Source organism: Qipengyuania sp. NPDC077563 (genome assembly GCF_044901345.1).
GTDB lineage: Bacteria > Pseudomonadota > Alphaproteobacteria > Sphingomonadales > Sphingomonadaceae > Qipengyuania > Qipengyuania aestuarii.
In genome coordinates this window covers 420,426-439,477 of sequence record NZ_JBJDPC010000001.1, presented here as the reverse complement: position 1 = coordinate 439,477, position 19,052 = coordinate 420,426, and the positions used below count along the sequence as shown (strand labels likewise).

General features: G+C 62.7%; 21 protein-coding genes. 5 read left to right on the top strand and 16 right to left on the bottom strand.

Translation table 11 applies throughout. The features are described 5' to 3' along the window. Positions 1 to 52: 52 nt before the first annotated feature. The 5 genes from ACI2I1_RS02185 to ACI2I1_RS02165 all read right to left on the bottom strand — a co-directional run bounded on the left by ACI2I1_RS02185 (position 53) and on the right by ACI2I1_RS02165 (position 3,895). On the bottom strand, positions 53 to 1,177 hold the full coding sequence (locus ACI2I1_RS02185) for a hypothetical protein (protein ID WP_404677724.1): 1,125 nt from the start codon (positions 1,175 to 1,177) through the stop codon (positions 53 to 55). A 56-nt stretch (positions 1,178 to 1,233) separates the two neighbouring features. Continuing rightward, positions 1,234 to 1,767 (bottom strand): DUF4328 domain-containing protein, encoded by a 534-nt coding sequence (locus tag ACI2I1_RS02180; protein ID WP_404677723.1) that lies wholly within the window; start codon positions 1,765 to 1,767, stop codon positions 1,234 to 1,236. Positions 1,768 to 1,890: 123 nt separating this feature from the next. Continuing rightward, positions 1,891 to 2,082 (bottom strand): hypothetical protein, encoded by a 192-nt coding sequence (locus ACI2I1_RS02175; protein ID WP_404677722.1) that lies wholly within the window; start codon positions 2,080 to 2,082, stop codon positions 1,891 to 1,893. Positions 2,083 to 2,155: 73 nt separating this feature from the next. Next, positions 2,156 to 3,085: an SDR family NAD(P)-dependent oxidoreductase gene (locus tag ACI2I1_RS02170; protein WP_221542938.1), complete on the bottom strand. Its 930-nt coding sequence runs from the start codon at positions 3,083 to 3,085 to the stop codon at positions 2,156 to 2,158. Positions 3,086 to 3,211: 126 nt separating this feature from the next. Beyond that, entirely contained in the window at positions 3,212 to 3,895 is a 684-nt protein-coding gene (locus ACI2I1_RS02165) for an HAD hydrolase-like protein (protein WP_404677721.1), read from the bottom strand. Between the two features lie 40 nt (positions 3,896 to 3,935). On the opposite strand from ACI2I1_RS02165, the gene glmU reads away from it, so the two are divergent. Together glmU and ACI2I1_RS02155 are read left to right on the top strand one after the other, a co-directional pair. Continuing rightward, complete coding sequence (glmU, locus tag ACI2I1_RS02160) at positions 3,936 to 5,339, top strand: bifunctional UDP-N-acetylglucosamine diphosphorylase/glucosamine-1-phosphate N-acetyltransferase GlmU (protein WP_404677720.1); 1,404 nt, start codon at positions 3,936 to 3,938, stop codon at positions 5,337 to 5,339. Continuing rightward, the gene (locus ACI2I1_RS02155) at positions 5,336 to 5,614 is read left to right on the top strand and encodes an HNH endonuclease (RefSeq protein ID WP_404678314.1); all 279 of its coding nucleotides are present in this window, start codon (positions 5,336 to 5,338) and stop codon (positions 5,612 to 5,614) included. The genes glmU and ACI2I1_RS02155 overlap by 4 nt, the downstream gene beginning before the upstream one ends. A gap of 59 nt (positions 5,615 to 5,673) precedes the next feature. On the opposite strand, the gene ACI2I1_RS02150 is transcribed toward ACI2I1_RS02155, so the two are convergent. From ACI2I1_RS02150 to ACI2I1_RS02105, 10 genes are all read right to left on the bottom strand, one after another. After that, positions 5,674 to 7,806 (bottom strand): prolyl oligopeptidase family protein, encoded by a 2,133-nt coding sequence (locus tag ACI2I1_RS02150; protein ID WP_404677719.1) that lies wholly within the window; start codon positions 7,804 to 7,806, stop codon positions 5,674 to 5,676. Positions 7,807 to 8,030: 224 nt separating this feature from the next. Further along, positions 8,031 to 8,288 carry an ATP synthase F1 subunit epsilon gene (locus tag ACI2I1_RS02145; RefSeq protein WP_224811963.1) on the bottom strand — a complete coding sequence of 86 codons (258 nt, stop codon included), beginning with the start codon at positions 8,286 to 8,288 and terminating at the stop codon, positions 8,031 to 8,033. Positions 8,289 to 8,290: 2 nt separating this feature from the next. Continuing rightward, positions 8,291 to 9,748, bottom strand: a complete 1,458-nt coding sequence (gene atpD, locus ACI2I1_RS02140; RefSeq protein WP_221542943.1) for a F0F1 ATP synthase subunit beta — start codon at positions 9,746 to 9,748, stop codon at positions 8,291 to 8,293. A 31-nt stretch (positions 9,749 to 9,779) separates the two neighbouring features. Next, positions 9,780 to 10,115: a hypothetical protein gene (locus ACI2I1_RS02135; protein WP_224811962.1), complete on the bottom strand. Its 336-nt coding sequence runs from the start codon at positions 10,113 to 10,115 to the stop codon at positions 9,780 to 9,782. Between the two features lie 13 nt (positions 10,116 to 10,128). After that, complete coding sequence (locus ACI2I1_RS02130) at positions 10,129 to 11,013, bottom strand: F0F1 ATP synthase subunit gamma (protein WP_404677718.1); 885 nt, start codon at positions 11,011 to 11,013, stop codon at positions 10,129 to 10,131. Positions 11,014 to 11,020: 7 nt separating this feature from the next. Then, entirely contained in the window at positions 11,021 to 11,314 is a 294-nt protein-coding gene (locus tag ACI2I1_RS02125) for a putative quinol monooxygenase (RefSeq protein WP_224811960.1), read from the bottom strand. 7 nt (positions 11,315 to 11,321) lie between these two features. After that, positions 11,322 to 12,851: a F0F1 ATP synthase subunit alpha gene (atpA, locus tag ACI2I1_RS02120; RefSeq protein WP_221542947.1), complete on the bottom strand. Its 1,530-nt coding sequence runs from the start codon at positions 12,849 to 12,851 to the stop codon at positions 11,322 to 11,324. A 12-nt stretch (positions 12,852 to 12,863) separates the two neighbouring features. After that, on the bottom strand, positions 12,864 to 13,418 hold the full coding sequence (locus ACI2I1_RS02115) for a F0F1 ATP synthase subunit delta (RefSeq protein ID WP_224811958.1): 555 nt from the start codon (positions 13,416 to 13,418) through the stop codon (positions 12,864 to 12,866). A 150-nt stretch (positions 13,419 to 13,568) separates the two neighbouring features. Then, positions 13,569 to 14,423, bottom strand: a complete 855-nt coding sequence (locus ACI2I1_RS02110) for a hypothetical protein (RefSeq protein ID WP_404677717.1) — start codon at positions 14,421 to 14,423, stop codon at positions 13,569 to 13,571. Between the two features lie 195 nt (positions 14,424 to 14,618). Next, positions 14,619 to 16,190 (bottom strand): serine protease, encoded by a 1,572-nt coding sequence (locus ACI2I1_RS02105; protein ID WP_404677716.1) that lies wholly within the window; start codon positions 16,188 to 16,190, stop codon positions 14,619 to 14,621. Between the two features lie 132 nt (positions 16,191 to 16,322). Between ACI2I1_RS02105 and ada the strand changes: the two genes are divergently transcribed. The 3 genes from ada to ACI2I1_RS02090 are packed head-to-tail and all read left to right on the top strand — an operon-like array spanning position 16,323 to position 17,964. Continuing rightward, positions 16,323 to 17,390 (top strand): bifunctional DNA-binding transcriptional regulator/O6-methylguanine-DNA methyltransferase Ada, encoded by a 1,068-nt coding sequence (ada, locus tag ACI2I1_RS02100; protein ID WP_404678313.1) that lies wholly within the window; start codon positions 16,323 to 16,325, stop codon positions 17,388 to 17,390. Positions 17,391 to 17,416: 26 nt separating this feature from the next. Beyond that, on the top strand, positions 17,417 to 17,587 hold the full coding sequence (locus ACI2I1_RS02095) for a hypothetical protein (protein WP_404677715.1): 171 nt from the start codon (positions 17,417 to 17,419) through the stop codon (positions 17,585 to 17,587). Positions 17,588 to 17,646: 59 nt separating this feature from the next. Then, entirely contained in the window at positions 17,647 to 17,964 is a 318-nt protein-coding gene (locus tag ACI2I1_RS02090; RefSeq protein ID WP_404677714.1) for a hypothetical protein, read from the top strand. A gap of 40 nt (positions 17,965 to 18,004) precedes the next feature. Here ACI2I1_RS02090 and ACI2I1_RS02085 read toward each other — a convergent pair whose 3' ends face one another. Continuing rightward, positions 18,005 to 18,667 (bottom strand): hypothetical protein, encoded by a 663-nt coding sequence (locus tag ACI2I1_RS02085; RefSeq protein ID WP_404677713.1) that lies wholly within the window; start codon positions 18,665 to 18,667, stop codon positions 18,005 to 18,007. Between the last annotated feature and the right edge of the window lie 385 nt (positions 18,668 to 19,052).

Sequence of the window (19,052 nt, the reverse complement as noted above, 5' to 3'; positions counted from 1 at the left end):
CGAAAAAGGGCCCGCCCCTCATGGACAAGCCCTTCTCTCGGTGGCTGATGGATCAGGCGGTGGCCGGCAGCCGCGCCTGAAGATTTGTGGGCAGACCGGTCACGATGGTGCGGCGGATCGGGGTCCACAGCGCGCTGAGCGTGAGGAGAGCCGAACCAATCACCAGCGCGGTAAGCGCAAAGTTGAGCTCCACGGCGCCGAATTCGCGGAACAGATAGGTCAGCGCGATCAGCACATAGGCAAGCGCCGATACCAGCAACGCGCGGCGATCGACCGCCAGCGCCACGATCCCGAAGACGATGTAGATCGCCAGAACCGCCACTGCTGCGCCTGCGCCGATATTGTCTCCCTGCGTGACGCCCAGCGAATGGAACAGCGGATGCGCGATCATGGGCGCGGCGAGCAGGTGGAGCCAGAAAGCCACGTCGCTGCGGCGGGTGGTCCGGCCGAGATCGGTCATGTCCCAGCGCATGGCGAGGGCGAAGATCGCAAGGCCAGACGCCAGCACGAGCGCGAGGATCACGGTTTCACCGGGCGAACCGATGATCGCAGCGATGATGGCGATGCCGGTGATGGCCAGCGCCGCCGTACCGGCCGCGACCGTGATCGGCACCATGAACCGCCGCCAATGCGCCCAGGCTGCCCCGGCCGCAATCAGGCCCGATGCCGAGACGAGCACCGCACTGCTGGTATCGCTATGCATCACGCCGAGCAGATTGCCCACCCCGATCACGGCGGCGAAAACCGCGCCCACGAAAGCAAGCAGGAGCAGGATCGAGGGCAGCGCCATATGTTTGCGGCGGGTGAAGAATTCCGCCAGTAGCCACGAGGTAGCCGACACCAGTATGCCGCCGAGCAGCAATTGGAGGCCGGTCCGCAACCTGTCGGCATCGATATATGCGTCGATCTGCGCCTGCGTCGGATCGAGAGTTCCCATCACGGGCAGGGAGGTAAAGGCGTTGGCGATCTGTTGGCCGATGCCGCCGGCAGCCAGCAGCAGGATGATCACGCCGATGCTCACGAAAATATCGTTGAAACCGGTAACGAGCCTGAAATGCTCGGCATCGGCGGGCACCGCATCGCGCGAGGCGGCGACATGGGCGCGAAGGGCGTTGGCCGCGTCGGCACTGATCGCTCCGGCGCTGACGGCGGAATTGAGGTCTTCCTGGCTATACATCGCCAAATCTCCCTGTTCGAGGAACGATGGTGGTGTAGGCCTAGTGTATTAATACGTCAATACGGCTCATCGACTCGGCCAGGCACCACCGTAACTGCCATGCGCCGCTGTGCCGCGTGCTCCTCGGCCGCTTGGACGGGGTGTGCGGGCAAATATTCGGCCTGTGCTGCAGTTATCTTGCGGGTCAGCGACGCGAACAGAAAGGCGCTGAGCAGCAGCAGACCGGATCCGAAAGCGAAAACCGCATATTCCATCCATAGCGGGGTCATCAGGATCAAATTGGTGCCAGCATCGATCAGGAACTTGAAGATCATGGCGCTGAAGACGAGCAGACCGACAATCATGGCCGTCCACCACGCGGTGACATCTTCTGCAGTAGTATGGGCGAAATCGTCGCCCTCGCCATGGCTGCGATTGTACAGTTCCCGCATGGCCTCGAACGGCACGATGAGGTTCATCAGCGGCACCGCATAGCCGATGAGCACCTTGCGCGGGGTGTATTTGGGACGCCATCCTGCTGCGACCATATTGGCATGCGCTTGGTGCAGCCACACCATGGCTGCCGCGAAAAAGGCCAGCGCCGCCAGCACGAGGCCAATCAGCGTGAGAACGCCGGGCGATGTCCAGCCGATGCTTTCGCGATCGGGAATGAAGCGGCCCTGCAGAAAGAAGGCGCTGCTCGATCGGTTGTATTCATTCTCCAGCGCGGCCTGCTATGCCTGGTAACCGTAATAGGTGCTCGGGCGGTAGATCTCCTCGATCCGCTCGATGCGCTCATATTCCTCGCTCACAGCCACTGCGGCGAGGCCGAGCTGGGTCAGGCCGACCACCGCCAACAGCACTGCCAGAACACTGACTGCCAGCGAAGTCTTGCGCATGGTGCGCAGCGCGTTTTCCCACTCCATGACATATCCCCCAAAGAAAAGCCCCGCACCATCATGCGACGGTGCGGGGCTTTTCGCAATAAAGGTGGAGTACTTAGCCGCGGGCGCTGCTCGGGCCGGTTCCGGTGACCTTCTGCATCGCGGTCAGGATCGCACCCGACTGTTCGGCGCCCGACTGAGGGGCCTTGAGGTTGGAGAAATCGCTGATCTTGTCCCAGTTTGCGGCGAAACCTTCGACAGTGCGTTCTTCGTCCTTCAGCCAGACGGCATCGTTCATGACGGTCCAGGCGCTGTGGAAGCCGCCTGCACCCGCGCCGACGATGGCGTTGGTGGGGGCATCTTCACTGACCAGGAAGAGCGCGGCCGGAACCACGTTCACCGGATCGAACAGCTTGAAGGCTTCTTCGGGGAAGAGATCTTCGGTCATGCGCGTGCCGGCTACCGGGCTAATCGTGTTGACCTTGATGTTGTACTTCGCGCCTTCGAGCTGCAGCGTCTTGGTCAGACCGGCGAGGCCGAGCTTGGCTGCGCCGTAATTCGCCTGGCCGAAGTTGCCGAACAGGCCGGTGGAGGATGCCGTCATCAGGATGCGGCCATAGGCCTGCTCGCGCATGGTTTCCCACACGGCCTTGCTGACATTGGCCGACCCGTTGAGATGCACGTCCACCACGAATTCGAAATCGTCCATGGTCATCTTGGCGAAGGTCTTGTCGCGCAGCACGCCGGCATTGTTGATGACGATGTGCACGCCGCCCCACTTCTGCTTGGCGTCGGCGACCATCTTTTCCATCTGTTCGAATTCGGTCACGCTGCCGCCGTTCGATACGGCTTCACCGCCGGCCTTCTCGATTTCCTCGACGACCTGCAGGGCCATGTCGGAATGGCCGGTGCCGTCGCGCGAACCGCCCAGATCGTTCACGACGACCTTCGCGCCGCGGCGCGCCAGTTCGAGCGCATATTCGCGGCCCAGACCGCCGCCGGCTCCGGTGACGATAGCTACCTTGTCCTTGAAATCGATGCTCATGGGGCTGCTCCTGTGTGTTTTTTGTCGTTTACGTAAAGGTCAATTGCCTTGGCGAGGTGGCACTTAAACCCCGCACTTGCAACCGTATGCGCGGCGATCCGCCGTGCCGTAGGGGCAGGACGAGGGCTAGAGCCGCTCCAGCGCGGGGATCAGTTCGGCCAGCGAATCAATCGCCGCATCGGCGCCGAGCTCCGCCGCCGTCCCGTCGCAATAGCCATAGCAGGCCGCGATGACGGGCACGCCTGCGGCGCGCGCCGCTTTCATGTCGTAACTGCTGTCTCCGATGAAGACCATCGCGCCGCCGCCTGCCAGTTCGCGCGCCTTCAGCAGCGGGTCGGCAGCGGGCTTTGCGATGTAATTGCCCTCTGCGTCCTTGCCGAGGCTGTCGCCCCCGATCACGAAGACGAAGCGATCCAGAAGTCCGAGTGTGCCCAGGATGTCGCGGGCAAAGCCTTCGAACTTGTTCGTGACGACGCCCGTTGCAACGCCGCGCGCCGCCAGCGCATCGAGCACCTCCACGGCATGCGGATAGGGGCGCGTATGGACCGCGTTATTCTCTCCGTAATAGGCGAGCATTGTCTTGTAGAGCTTGCGGAATTCGTCGTGAGGGAGACCGCCTTGCCGGTCGATCGCCTGCTGCAGCATCGCCTTGGCCCCGCCGCCGATGAGGTCGGTCGCGCTTTCGACCGGGATGGTATCGAAGCCGCCCAGGGCAAGCGCATGATTGACCGCCGTGCCGAGATCGCGATGCGTTTCGAGAAGGGTGCCGTCGAGGTCGAAGGCGACGATATCGAAAGGAAAATCTGCCATTGCCTTTCGAGTGCAGGATGGTTCTTCAAACTGCAAGCGAATGATGGCATGGCCCGTGGCTATGGAAAACTCACGCGATTTCGCCGCCGTCATTCTCGCCGCGGGTAAGGGTACCCGTATGAAGAGCAATCTTCACAAGGTGCTTCACCCGATCGCCGGACGGCCGATGCTCGATCACTTGCTCGCCACGGTCGATGGCCTGGCTCCGGCGAAAAAGATCGTGGTTGTCGGCTCGGGCCGCGAACAGGTCGAAGAGGCATTGGGCGAGCGCGCGCAGACGGCGCTGCAGGAACCCCAGCACGGGACCGGCCACGCAGTCCAGCAAGCCGAAGAGAGCCTGGCAGGGCACAGCGGAGACGTTCTGGTACTCTATGGCGACGTTCCCTTCGTGCGCGGCGAAACGATGGAGGCCATGCTCGACCGGCTGCATGCCGAAGACCGCCCCAAGGTGGTGGTGCTGGGCTTCGAACCCGAAGACCCGGGCCATTACGGCCGCGTCATTGCGGATGAGAGCGGCAAGATATCGAAGATGGTCGAATTCAAGGACGCCAATGAAGCGGAGCGCGCCTGCCGCCTGTGCAATTCCGGCGTCATGGCGGCACGTTCGGGCGATCTGTTCGATCTGCTGCGCCGCGTGGGCAACGACAATGCGCAGGGCGAATATTACCTCGTGGACGTGGTCAATATCGCCAATGAAGACGGCGATACCTGCGCGGTGATCTCCTGCACCGATCCCAGCGAAGTGACCGGTATCAACAGCCGCGCCGAACTGGCCGCGGCAGAGCGGCAGTGGCAGGAATATCGGCGCGAGGAAGCCATGGCCGAAGGCGCCAGCCTCAAGGCTCCCGAAACCGTCTTCTTCAGCTACGACACGGTGCTGGGCCGCGATGTGACCATCGAACCCAACGTCGTTTTCGCGCCAGGCGTCACCATTGCCGACGGTGCCACGATCCGCGCCTTCAGCCATCTCGAAGGCGCGCGTGTGGGCGAAGGATGCGAAGTCGGGCCCTATGCACGCCTGCGCCCCGGTGCGGTGATGGAAAAGGGAAGCAAGGTGGGCAATTTCGTCGAGATGAAGAAGGCCACGCTGGGCGAAGGCGCCAAGGCCAACCACCTGACCTACCTCGGCGATGCCACGGTGGGGGCAGGGGCCAATATCGGCGCAGGCACGATCACCTGCAATTACGATGGCTATTTCAAGCACAAGACGACCATCGGCGAACGCGCCTTCATCGGCTCCAACAGCGCGCTGATCGCGCCTGTCACCATCGGTGCGGACGCGATTGTCGCAGCCGGTAGCGCGGTGAGCCGCGATGTCGCGGCAGGCGAACTGCGCATGGTCCGCGCCGACCAGATGGTCAAACCCGGCTGGGCCGACCGCTTTCACGATACGATGAAAAAGAAGAAAGCAGCAGAGAAGAAGGATGGGGGCGACAAGGGCTGAGCGAACAGCTGCCCACCTGCTGGCTGTGCGAGCGTCCGCTGGGCCGCAAAGTGCAATGGCATCATCCCGTGCCCAAATCGAAAAAGGGCCGGGAGACGGTGCCGGTCCACCCCATCTGTCACAAGACGATCCACGCCAATTTCACGAATGCCGAACTCGCACGTTTCGGCGATGACCGCGATCGGCTCGCCGCGGCGGAGGACATGGCGCGGTTCCTGCGCTGGATCGCCGACAAGCCAGCCGATTTCCATGCGCCGGTAAAGCGGGCACGATAAAAAAGGGGCGGCCCATGCCGGACCGCCCCCTCTTTGCAAATTCCAGTAAGCTGGGCGGTTCAGTCGCCTTTGTTGTCGTCCATCAGGCGCTGCATCAGATAGACCATCTGCAGGGCCTGAAGCTGAGCGCGCTGTTCGTTGTCGACACCGCCCGAATGGCCGCCGGTCGTCTCCTCGTAATACCAGTACGGCTGGCCGAGGGATTTCAGCTTGGCTGCACCCTTGCGGGCATGGGCGGGATGGGTGCGGTCATCCGCGGTCGATGCCCACAGGAAGGGCTCCGGATAGTCCACGCCTTCGACGATCTTCTGATAGGGCGAATAGCCTTCGATCCAGGCACGCTGTTCGGGAATGCGGGGATCGCCATACTCGCCGATCCACGAAGCACCGCGGCCGATCAGGTGATAGCGCAGCATGTCGAACAGCGGGATCTGGACGATCGCCGCATCGAACAGGTCGGGGCGCTGGGTAAAGGCCGTGCCTACCAGCAGACCGCCCTGCGATCCGCCCTGAATGCCCAGGTGATCGGGCGAGGTGATGCCGCGGGCAACAAGATCCTCTGCCACCGCGATGAAATCGTCCCATGTCCGCTGCTTGTTTTCGCGAATGGCGCTCTGGTGCCACATGGGCCCGAATTCGCCGCCGCCACGCATGTTGGCGAGGACGTAGGCACCGCCCTTTTCAAGCCACAGCTTGCCTGTCGTACCGAGATAGCCGGGCAGACGCGGCACCTGAAAGCCCCCGTAACCGGTCAGGAGCGTGGCGGTGGTGCCGTCCATCACCATGCCCTTGGGCTTGACGAGGAAGTAGGGGATCTTCGTCCCGTCCTTGCTGGTGGCTTCGAACTGCTCGACGTCCATTCCCGCCGGATCGAAATAAGCGGGCGAGGTCTTGATCGTTTCCGGGGTGGAGGACCCGTCCGAATAATACAGCGCACTCGGTTCGAGGAAGTTGGTCACCGAATACATGATGTCGTCGGATTCGTCCGAGGTGGCCGCCACGCCGACGGTGGCATTGTCGGGCAGGACGATCTCGCTGCTGACCCACTGGCCATCGACATAGTCGAATTTCAGGACCTTGCCGATCACATTGTCGAGAATGTTGATGTAATAGCTGCTGGCGGTCGATCCGCCGCCCTGCTTGGTCTGGCGATCACCGGGTGCCCAGACGAGAGTCTTGGCCGCGCCGTTCGGATCGGCCAGCCATTCATCCAGATTGGCGGAGATCAGGGAATCGGCAGGGAAGGTCTGGTCACCGACCGTCCAGTCGACGTCGGTCGAAAAGAGCATCTGGCCGTCGATGATACCGCCGAGCGAGGATTTGTCCGGCATGTCGAGCCTGACCCATTCGCCATCCTGCTGGAGATACCAGGCGCGGTCGTGGAAAGAGGTTCCGCGCATGGCGGTGTAGCCGTGGACCGTGCCTTCGCTGTCGCGCAGCAATCCGGCGCCGGCCCAGACATCGCTCGCCTCGCCGCGATAGATTTCCGGCGCATCGGCGAGCTTGGTGCCGCGCTTCCACAGGCGGGTGGTGAAGGGATATTCGCTTTCGGTGAGCGTCCCTTCACCGAAATCGCGGCTGACCAGCAGCGTGTCCCGGTCCAGCCATTCGGCATCGCCCTGGCTTTCGCTGTCGATGACAAAGCCGTTCTCGACAAAGGTCTTCGTCTGCATGTCGAATTCGCGCATGACGGTGGCATCCTTGCCCCCGTCGGACAGGGAGATCATGCAATAGCGCAGGTCGGGCGGCAGGCAGGAAGAGCCCTTGTACACCCATTCCTTGCCTTCTGCTGCGGCCAGCGCATCGATATCGAGCACGGTTTCCCACTGCGGTTCGTCGCTGCGATAGCTTTCGAGGGTGGTGCGGCGCAGGAGGCCTTTGGGGTTCTGCTTGTCCTGCCAGAAATTATACAGGCCATCGGGACGGAACGAGACATAGGGGATTTTGTCCTCGCTGTCGTAGATGGCGAGCGCTTCCGCCTTGAGCTGGGCGAAGCGGGGGTCCGCCGTCATGTGGGCGGTGGTGCGTTCGTTCTCGTTCTCGACCCAGTTCAGGGCCTTGTCACTGCGGGCTTCTTCCAGCCAGATGAAGGGGTCTTCGTCGGGGCCGGGAATGCCGTCCTGCGCTTTTACGGGTGTAGTCATGGCAAAGGCCATGGCCGCGCCCATCGCAAGTGTCGATACCAGTTTCATTATCGCATCCCTCCTAGGAAAGACGCCACTATGCCGCTGTGATCCCGAAGAGTAAAATCGTCCGTCGTCTCCATTCGGTCGTTCGACGAAAGCTTCAGGCGGTCCCTTGCGCTGCCGAAGGAACGGCGAACCGTCCATCGGCGAACTGCCGGGCGGAGAGCCATAGCCGGCACGAAAAAGGGCGGCACAGTGGCCGCCCTCTCGAATTCAGGTAAGAAGCCGGGTCAGCCCTCGACGTGTTCGGCGAGGACCGTCAGGCCCTTTTCGCCGACCTCGGCAAAGCCACCGCGGACCTCAATGGTCTCCGGCGTGCCGCCTTCGGACTTGTAGACCTGGATCTGGCCGTCGCGAATGGTCGACATGAAGGGCGCATGCCCGTCGAGCACGCCGAATTCGCCTTCCGCCCCGGGGACGACCACCATGTGGACTTCCTCGGAACGGACCAGCTTGGCCGGTGTGACGAGTTCGAAATGCAGGGCCATGCTTAGCCTTCTTCCGCCAGCTTCTGGGCCTTTTCGACCACCTGATCGATGCCGCCGACCATGTAGAAGGCGCTTTCCGGTAGGTGATCGTATTCACCGTCGACGACAGCCTTGAAGGACTTCACCGTGTCTTCCAGCTGGACGAACTGTCCGGGAATGTTGGTGAAGACTTCGGCCACGTGGAACGGCTGGCTGAGGAACTTCTGGATCTTGCGGGCACGGGCCACAGTCAGCTTATCTTCTTCAGACAGTTCGTCCATGCCGAGGATGGCGATGATGTCCTGCAGGCTCTTGTACTTCTGCAGCGTTTCCTGGACGCGGCGAGCGGTCTGATAGTGCTCGTCACCTACAACGCGCGGTTCGAGCACGCGGCTGGTGGAGTCGAGCGGGTCGACCGCCGGGTAGATGCCCAGTTCCGAAATCGCGCGGTTGAGCGTGGTCGTTGCGTCCAAGTGGGCGAACGAGGTTGCCGGTGCCGGGTCGGTAAGGTCGTCGGCGGGAACGTAGATGGCCTGGACCGAGGTGATCGAACCCTTGGTGGTCGAGGTGATCCGTTCCTGCAGGTTACCCATGTCGGTGGCGAGCGTCGGCTGATAGCCCACGGCCGAAGGAATACGGCCGAGCAGGGCCGACACTTCCGAACCCGCCTGGGTGAAGCGGAAGATGTTGTCGACGAAGAACAGCACGTCCTGGCCTTCGACGTCGCGGAAATATTCCGCCATGGTCAGACCCGAGAGAGCAACGCGGGCACGCGCCCCCGGAGGCTCGTTCATCTGGCCGAACACGAGCGCAACCTTCGAACCTTCGCTGATGGCTTCTCCATCGTCGTTCTTGGCGATAACGCCTGCGTCGAGGAATTCGTGGTAGAGATCGTTACCTTCGCGGGTACGTTCACCCACACCGGCGAAGACGGACACGCCGCCGTGGCCCTTCGCGATGTTGTTGATGAGTTCCTGGATGAGAACCGTCTTGCCCACGCCGGCGCCGCCGAACAGGCCGATCTTACCGCCGCGCGCATAAGGTGCGAGAAGGTCGATGACCTTGATGCCGGTGACGAGGATGGCCGCTTCGGTCGACTGGTCGACGAACAGCGGTGCGTCCGCGTGGATCGGCATGGTTTCTTCGGCGCCGATCGGGCCGCGTTCGTCGATCGGCGCGCCGATGACGTTCATGATGCGGCCGAGCGTCTTGGGTCCGACAGGAACCGAGATCTGCGATCCGGTGTTCACGACTTCCTGGCCGCGGACGAGACCGTCCGTGCCGTCCATCGCGATGGTGCGGACGGTGTTTTCGCCGAGATGCTGCGCGACTTCGAGAACCAGCGTATTGTCGCCGTTCTTGGTTTCCAGCGCGGTCAGGATCGGCGGCAGGTCGCCTTCGAACGCAACGTCGACGACGGCGCCGATGACCTGGCTGATTACGCCATTGGGGCTCTGATTAAGCTTGGGTGCGGTGGCCATGATCTAAGTCCTGATTTTCAGTGATTTCGGCTTAGCCGACACAGACGTTTTCGGGATCGGCGAAAGTCCATTCGCCATCGCCGGCGGTGAGGGTAGCCTTGTTGCGAAGATATTCGTCTTCACCGAGCCCGAATTCGCAGACGACATCGGGCGAACCCATGCCGGCACGCTTGCAGATCGCGGTGTTCACGGCGTCTTCGTCGGGGCAGGCTTCGGCGTACTTCGTGGTGAAGTAGGCCTGGTCGGGAGCAGCGAGTGTTTCGATCGGTTCGGGCGCAGCAACTTCGGTTGCGACCGGTTCGGGCGCAGGCTCTTCACCGCATGCCGCAAGGGCGAGGGCAGGGAGGAGGAGGGCGAGTTTCTTCACGTGTAAACGTCCTTTAGAGAGCTTCTGCACCGGCGATGATCTCGATCAGCTCGGTGGTAATGGCGGCCTGGCGGCTGCGGTTGTACTGGATGGTCAGTTTCTGGATCAGGTCGCCTGCGTTGCGCGTGGCATTGTCCATCGCGGTCATCGAGGCGCCCTGTTCGGATGCCTCGCGTTCGAGCAGGGCACCGAAGATCTGCGTCTTCACATAGCGCGGCAGCAGGTCTTCGAGGATTTCCTCTTCACCCGGTTCGTAATCGACCACGGCACCTTCGCCGGCTGTAGCCATCGCATCGTCGCCTTCAGGCGGCGGTACGGGGATCAGCTGGTCGACGGTGGGATCCTGCGCCAGGGCGGACTTGAAGATCGGATAGACGAGATGGGCGACATCGAATTCGCCTTCCTCGAACCGCGCAATCAGATCGTCGGCGATTTCCTCGGCTTCCTCGAACCCCGGCTGGCGAACTTCGGAAGTGTCGAAATGCTTCGCGATGCGGTTGGGATAATCGCGCTTGATCGGCGCGCGGCCCTTCTTGCCCACGAGGTAGAAAGAGACATCCTTGCCTTCCGCGATCAGCGCCTTCGCCTTGGCCTTGGCAGCCTTGACGATATTGGCGTTGAGACCGCCGCACAGACCCTTGTCGGTGTTCACAACCACCAGCAGGTGGCGCTGGTTTGCACCATTGCCGCGCAGCAGCATCGGTGCGCTGTCGCCAGCCACCTTGCTCGCCAGCGATCCCATCACACCCGAGAGCCGCTCCGCATAGGGGCGGGCGGCTTCGGCGGCGGCCTGCGCGCGGCGCAGCTTGGCGGCTGCGACCATCTGCTTGGCCTTGGTGATCTTCTGGGTCGACTTGACCGAGTTGATCCGGCCCTTGAGTTCCTTGAGGCTTGCCATATCCTGTTCAGCCTTCCAGCGACTTCACTTCGACGAGCTGCGGTTCCGACCGGAGCCACCCCTCGTATTTCGCGAAGACATCCTTGGTGTATTCCTGAGCATGGTGGAAATCGAACGCGTCGCGATCCGCCCACTCTTCGAAAATCATGATCGTGCTCGAACCGTCCGCGGCGCGGCGCGGTTCGAACGCCAGACATCCTTCTTCGTCACGGGTCATCGGAACGATGGCGGCCACCGCCTGTGCGGCGGCCTCCATATGCTCCGGCTTGACCGGGATCGTGGCGAAGAGGGTGTAGCTCATCGATCGATCAGGCGAACTGCTTTGCGAAAGCCTTGAGCGCGTCGACGACCTTGTTCTTGGTGTCGTCTTCGAACTTGCCGGTGGTGCGGATTTCTTCCAGCACGCCGGCGTGTTCGCTGCGCATGAAGCTCAGCATCTGCTCTTCGTATTCGGTCACGCGGTTCACGGCGACATCGTCGAGATAGCCGTTGGTGCCGGCGAAGATCGACACGGTCTGCTCTTCGAACGGCATCGGGCTGAACTGCGGCTGCTTGAGCAGTTCCGTCAGGCGGGCACCGCGGTTGAGCAGCTTCTGCGTCGCGGCGTCGAGGTCCGAGCCGAACTGCGCGAAGGCAGCCATTTCGCGGTACTGCGCGAGGTCGAGTTTCATCGAGCCCGAAACCTTCTTCATCGCCTTGGTCTGGGCGGCACCGCCCACACGGCTGACCGAAAGGCCGACGTTGATGGCCGGACGGATGCCCTGGTAGAACAGGTCGGTTTCGAGGAAGATCTGGCCGTCGGTGATCGAGATCACGTTGGTCGGGATGTAGGCCGACACGTCGCCTGCCTGCGTTTCGATGATCGGCAATGCGGTCAGCGAACCGCCGCCGTTGGCGCCGTTCATCTTCGCCGCACGCTCGAGCAGGCGGCTGTGGAGATAGAACACGTCGCCGGGGTACGCTTCGCGGCCCGGAGGACGACGCAGCAGCAGCGACATCTGGCGATAGGCCACGGCTTGCTTGGAAAGGTCGTCGTAGCAGATCACGGCGTGCATGCCGTTGTCGCGGAAGAATTCACCCATCGCGCAGCCAGTGTAGGGCGCGAGATACTGCAGCGGAGCCGGTTCCGAAGCGGTCGCGGCGATGACGATGGAATATTCCATCGCGCCGTTTTCTTCGAGGCTCTTCACGATCTGGGCGACGGTCGAACGCTTCTGGCCGACGGCGACATAGACGCAGTAAAGCTTCTTGCCTTCGTCGTCGCCCTGATGGGCATCCTTCTGGTTGATGAAGGTGTCGATCGCGACGGCGGACTTGCCGGTCTGACGGTCGCCGATGATCAGTTCGCGCTGGCCGCGGCCGACGGGAACGAGAGCGTCGATGGCCTTGAGGCCCGACTGCACCGGTTCGGAAACCGATTCACGCGGGATGATGCCCGGCGCCTTCACTTCGACGCGCATGCGCTTGTCGGCCACGATCGGGCCCTTGCCGTCGATCGGGTTGCCCAGAGCATCGACCACGCGGCCGAGCAGGCCCTTGCCGACGGGCACGTCCACGATGGTGCCGGTGCGCTTGACCGTATCGCCTTCGGCGATGTCGGTGTCGGCGCCGAAGATCACGGCACCCACATTGTCCGCTTCCAGGTTCAGGGCCATGCCCTGCACGCCGTTAGAAAATTCGATCATCTCGCCGGCCTGGACGTTGTCGAGGCCGTGGATGCGGGCGATGCCGTCACCAACGGAGAGAACCGAACCGACTTCGCTGACTTCGGCTTCGCTGCCGAAATTGGCGATCTGGTCCTTGATGACCTTGGAGATTTCTGCTGCGCGGATATCCATGTTTCTAGTCCTTTAAGCCTTCATGGCCTGGGCGAGAGAATTGAGACGGGTGCGGATCGAGCCGTCGATACGCTTCGATCCGATGGTTACGACGAGGCCGCCGAGAATCTCGGGGTCGACCTTCGTGGAAAGCTTGACCGTGCGGCCTTCACGGGCGGTGAGCTTGCTCTTGAGATCGGCAAGCTGCGCGTCGGTCAGCGCATGGGCGCTGGTGACATCCGCAAAGACTTCGCCGCGCTGGGCCGAAGCAATCGTGCGGAAGGCACGAATGACGCCGGGAAGCTGCCCGAGCCGGCGGTTCTGCGCCAGCGTGCCGAGAAACTTCTGCGTCAGGTCGCTGAGGCCCATGATGGCCGACACGCCCCAGAGGGCCTTTTCGGCCTGGGCGCGCGTCACGCGCGGATTGGTGGTGAGCATCTTGAGCTCGGGCGATTCGGCCAGGCCGGCCTCGAGCTTGTCGAGATCCGATTCGACCGCGGTCACGGTCCCGGCCTCGCTGGCCAGATCGAATAGGGCGGCGGCATAGCGCCCTGCAAGGCTAGCCTGAATACCGGCGGAAATATCCACGCGTCTCTCGTCCTCTAAGGGTCGGAAAAAGGGTTCTGTACGTCCATGCCGATTAGCAGCGAATTTGAATCGCCCCGGCAAGATTGGCGCGCGCCTAGCAAAGGGGGTCTCGCAAGGCAACCCGAGTCACGTCAGGGAATTGCGGGTGGCCTAGTCTGCAGGGGTGTCCAACTCTCGCTTTATGCTAACGGGCAGTGATCGCGGCAACGCATTCAGCGGCAGGGCATAAAGAGCCCTCAGATACACTTCATCGAATGGGGTAAGTCTTGCTGGGGCATCCTTGATCGAATGGTTGAACAAGGCGAGTATCGAAGGCGTGCGATCCATAGTCCAAATCCCCCCGTCGGCATGCCCCAGCAGGACCATCGCGCCATAATCTGCAATCTGTCGATAGGTCGCGCCGCGCAGCCGATGCGCATCGATCGTCAGCACGCTCGATGAGATCGCTTTGCTGTGCGCGGGGCTAATCCGGCTCGCCCTTGAATTGGAGTCCGAGAAACCTTTCCGCCCGAATTTTGACCGGGTTTCGATATTGAACAGCGTGACCGCTGCCTGGCCATCGGCATAGTCGGATTCTGCTTTGGTCAGCTTGGCTGAGGAAGCGAGCCGGGGCTGTTTATCGATTGCTTGCCGCAAGAAAGCAGGGACATCGTCCACCACTACGAGCAGCGCATTGGGTCGGCAATCGGCAGGAGCAACCTGTATTCCGACGCTGATCGCGCGTTCATCGATCATTTGCTTTATTCCTGCGCTTGCCGGTCCCTCAAAACCTAACACGGCAAGGCAAAGCGGGTCGATGTAACGCGGCAACGCGCGATCATAATGCAAGTCTGGCGAAACTCGCTTTGCGGCCTCGATGATTTCGCTTTCCGCATTTTCGGAGCCGACCACGACAATTGTGTCGTCAGCGACATTCTGCGGTTGATCCCGATCCTGAGCGATCACGGCGGTCTGCGATAGCAGGCTGGCGCAGATCCCGAGAGCGCATGTGAGTAACTTCGCCATCCACGTTTGTTGCCCTAAATCGGCTCGGTCTACAAGTTATACGCAGTTCTACGCAAGTCGATGTCGCCTATTACCTATCCTGCTTTGAATATAAAAAGGCTTCCGCTTGGTTTTTTTCGCCGCGAATGATTAAGACAGTTCATGATGAGGTCGCAGGCCGACTGCGTTGAGCGCAGGTCCGGCCGCCGGTCGCTCTCATCTAACCTCGCACTGATAAACCAGCCGCTCGTTGGGCTGGCGGGGGAGCTGGCCGAGCACTTCGCCCTGCAGATTGCCCAGCGTGCTCGCCGCGCGTTCCGCGCCGCAGCTGGGCGCCTTGTATTTGCCGCGGGCCTTGCGGGCCTCGCTCATCGCGCTGCGCGGCAGGAGATAGCGTTCGGAGCGGAAGATGCGGCGGTCGGGGTCGAAACTGTTCACGGCCACGGCATCTTCCTCGTTCGGCACGAAGACGCGCGACCAATTGCCCGAGGCATAGCCATATTGCGTGCGCTCGTTGACGCAGCCCTCGGCGGTCCAGTCGAAGGTGAGTTCGGGCGTTTCGGCATTGGTGATGCGGCTGCGTTCGGGAAGGATGTGGCACACGAAGCTGCCGTCGCCCCCGGCATTGGCGGCCAGCGGGTCCTTGCCGCCCGAAGCGGTGGTGCCATCCTGCATATCCGCCGCCACGCGTCGGTCGATTTCGTCGAGCCCGGGGCGGGTCACGAAGGCAATCAGCGCCACCACCACGAGGAAGGCGGCGAAAGCGAAGGCGATATAGGCTTTCTTGCGGCGCAGCTGGGCATCCTCGGCCTCGGGATCGGTGCGTTCGCGGTGGCTCCAGCCCCACAGGCCCAGGCCGAAGGCGACCAGCAGCAGCACGAAGGCCAGCGCCATGCGGTCCTCGCGGTCCTGCGCCACGCCCAATTGCGCCGTCAGCAGCGCGCGTTCGCGCCGCTCGCGCGTTTCTTCCGCCCGCTGCGCCAAATTCTGCAACGCCTCGACGCGCTCGGCATCCAGCCGCTCCTTTTCCGCCGCATCCAGATCGGCGAGGCTGCGGCAAGTGCTGTCGTTCGTCAGCGGGGTGACGTCGTTTTCGCGCAGGAAGGGCAGCAGTTCGCGATTGGACACGGCGAAGAAGAATTCCGCATCGCCGCCTTCGTTGTCCGCGCCGAAACTGTTCACCCCCACCACGCGGCCGCAGGGATCGAGCAGCGGGCCGCCCGAATTGCCGCGCGCGATGGGCGCGGTGTGCAGGATGGTGTCGAACTGGCGGCTCGGCCGCGCGCCCGAGACGAAGCCTGGGCTTTTCACCGGCGGCATGGAGCGGAAGATGTCGCTCATCGCCAGCCCCTGCGCGCGGTCCACATTCATCGGATAGCCCACGCTGACCACCTGCCCGCTGTCCGCCACCTCGCGCGCGGTAATGGCGAGCGGGGGCAGCCGCAGATCGCCGGTCACCTCGACCAGCGCCAGATCGGTGCGGCTGTTGACCGCAAGGATGCGGCCATAGACCGCCTCGCCGCCGCCGCTGGGCACGATGCCGATGCGCAGCTCGCTGTCGCTCATCGCGTCGCGCACCACATGGGCATTGGTCACAATCTTGTCCGGCGCGACCGCAAAGCCGGTGCCGTGGCTGACCGGGTAGATCTCGTCACTGTCGCTCTGGCCCAGGATCACCACGCGGACCACGCCGCGCGCCGCCACATCGATATCGGCGGGTTCGGCCTGCACCAGCACGGGCAGGAGCAGCGTTATCAGTGCCGCGATTGCTGTGAAGAAACGTGTCATTGGCGCTGGTCCTTAGCTATTTCCCCGCATTGACCGCAAGCTTCGGGATGCGCCGCGTCCAGAGCTTTGGCATTCCTCCGGCATCACGCTAGGAAAGAGGCAGCCATGTCTGAGACGCCCGACACCATATCCATGACCGACGGCCCGCTCACGGACGGCCAGCTCACCGACGACCGGCTTACGGATGACCGGCGCTGGCGCATTGCATTGGCCAAGGACCGGCGCTTCGACGGCGTCTTCGTCACCGGCGTCCATTCCACCGGCATCTATTGCCGCCCGTCCTGCCCCGCGCGCGCGCCGAAACGGGAAAACGTGCGCTTCTATGCCGACCCGGCTGCGGCAGAGGCGGCGGGCCTGCGCGCCTGCAAGCGCTGCGCCCCCGATCAGCAGAGCCGCGAAGAACAGGCGGTGCTGCGCGCGTTGGCAGCGATGAAGGAGGCCGAGGACAGCCTCTCGCTCGACCGGCTCGGCGCGCTGACCGATTATTCGCCCACCCATTTCCAGCGCATCTTTACCCGCGCCGTGGGCCTCTCGCCCGCCGCCTATCAACGCGCGCTGCGCCGCGAGCGGGCGGAAGAGACGCTGGCCGGGGGCACCAGCGTGACCGGCGCGATCTACGAGGCGGGCTATGCCTCTCCCTCACGCTTTTACGATGACAGGAAGGACAGCGGCATGACGGCCAGCGAGTGGAAGGATGGCGGCAAGGGCCGCACGGTGCATTGGGCGAAAGTCGACACCACAATCGGGCCGATGCTGGTCGCGGCGACCGAGCGCGGCGTGTGCTGCCTGTCCTTCGGCGAGGGCGAGGAGGAACTGCGCGCCCGCTTCCCCAAGGCGCAGCTGGTCGAGGGCGGGGAGGACTTCCGCAGCCTGTTCGAACAGGTCGCCGCCGCGGTCGAGGCCCCGCACACCGCCGCCAGCGCCGACATCCCGCTGGACGTGAAAGGAACCGCCTTCCAGCAGCGCGTATGGCAGGCGCTGCGCGAAATCCCGCCCGGCGAAACCCGCAGCTACGGCGAACTCGCCGCCGCGCTGGGCAGCCCCAAGGCCAGCCGCGCCGTGGGCGGCGCCAATGGCGCGAACAACATCGCCGTCCTCATCCCTTGCCACCGCGTAATCGCCGCCGATGGCGGGCTGGGCGGCTATGCCTATGGAACCGAAATAAAGGCGGAATTGCTCCGGCGGGAGAAGGAGTGCTAGGGCATCAAGGTCAGCGGGAGGATAGAATGAGCGAGACGTCAGCGAATATGCCAGCGCGTGGAAGCGGGGTGAGCAGATTGCCGATATATTTCATCATTGCGATCCTGCTGTCCTTTGCGGGCGGTTATTGCGCAGGCAAGGATATGGCTCTGCGTGACAATGCCAGGGACGCGAGGGAGGCTGCGGCGGCGAACTGACCGTGATTGCCAGAAGAGTCTTCAAGGTCATGCGCTCCCGGGGAGCGAGTAAGCGAGTCTTGAAGGGTCTGTTGCCATGGCGGACAGCGCCCACTGCTACGCACTTACATGGCGGCGTGAACTGCAAGTTGCTGGACCAACTTCCACTTTCGGGCATCGACATAGTCACGTTCTACAAACGCGATGAACTGACAACCGATCTCATTTGCTGCGCCGTGGCTATCGCAGATGACGTATGGACCTTTCACGAAGAGATGGTCGGCTGGGATTTGCTGATCGACCACCTTTCCAAACTCCCGGACTTTCAGGCCGATTGGTATGCAGCGGTTTCCCAGCCGGCTTTTGCTGCCAGTGAAACGATAGCTTTCGAGCGCTAGACAAAAGGCTCAAGCCTTTGGCGGTATTGCTTCGCGACCGTTAGAACGGCACTAGCCGGTGGAGATCGACGCTCAGCGTTTCGGGTTCGTCATAATGGATGGTCAGATCGGTCATGCTGTCGATCCGGATTTGGGCGCTGTCCCGACCCTGCATTATCGCAAGCGGATTTGGATTGGCCAGTCGCGCGCGCAATCTGGCGGGGTTGTCGCATTCCGGCTGGAGGGGGTGTTGCGCCGTGCATCGCACGGTTAAGCCTTCCGCGTCCTTCAGATAGGCGTCGAGACGGCCAAGCGCCCATGCGGCGCGGTCGGGGGACGCTGCCGCTGTTCCGATCAGGCGGACATAGCCCGTGTCAGGACAAGTTCCAGCGTCGCGGGTAAGCGCCACCTCACGCTCTGCGCTTGCGCCCCTCCTCCGGTCGAACCACCAGGTGGGGGCGCCATCCTCCTCGCCCGCCGGGGCGATGTTCGCAAGCCAGCGGGTGCGCAGGCAAAAGCCGTCTTGCGGGATCGGCTGCTCGGTCAGGATGAGCAGGGTGTCAGGCCTCATATATTGTGGAAACTGGATCGCCTGGCTGGCGATGGGCCGCTGGTTGCGGCCTTCGAGGACCATTTCTGCAAGCGCATCAGGTTCCGCAGTCGGCGGATCGGGAAGCAGCACCAGGATTGCTGAAAGGATCGTCAGGCTTAAAGATGAAAACATGCCAAGCTTTTGCGCGGAGGGTCCGACATCTGTCAATCTCGGCCGGTCTGGTGAAATAGCGGGAGCCGAATTCTTCGTGCCTTCTGCAAAACCTGTTTTCCTACACTGCCTATTTCTGCAATCTGGCTGGTAATGACGAACACGGCCCTTCATCCTTTTCCATTTGGCGCATCCTCCTGCCCCGATGGGCCGGTGCAGGCCGGTTTGCGGAAGTTGACAGGGCGGGGCGTGGAAACATCGCTCCACCCCGCGGAAAACAGTGGTTCGCGGGGCAGGGGCGAGTTTTTCAAAAAGCCCCTGTCGGTGTCACGCTGGCGTGCTTTTCAAAGCCGATCGCGATTCACAGGGGCGGGCCGCGTGTTCGAATTCGCCGAATGAAGGGAAG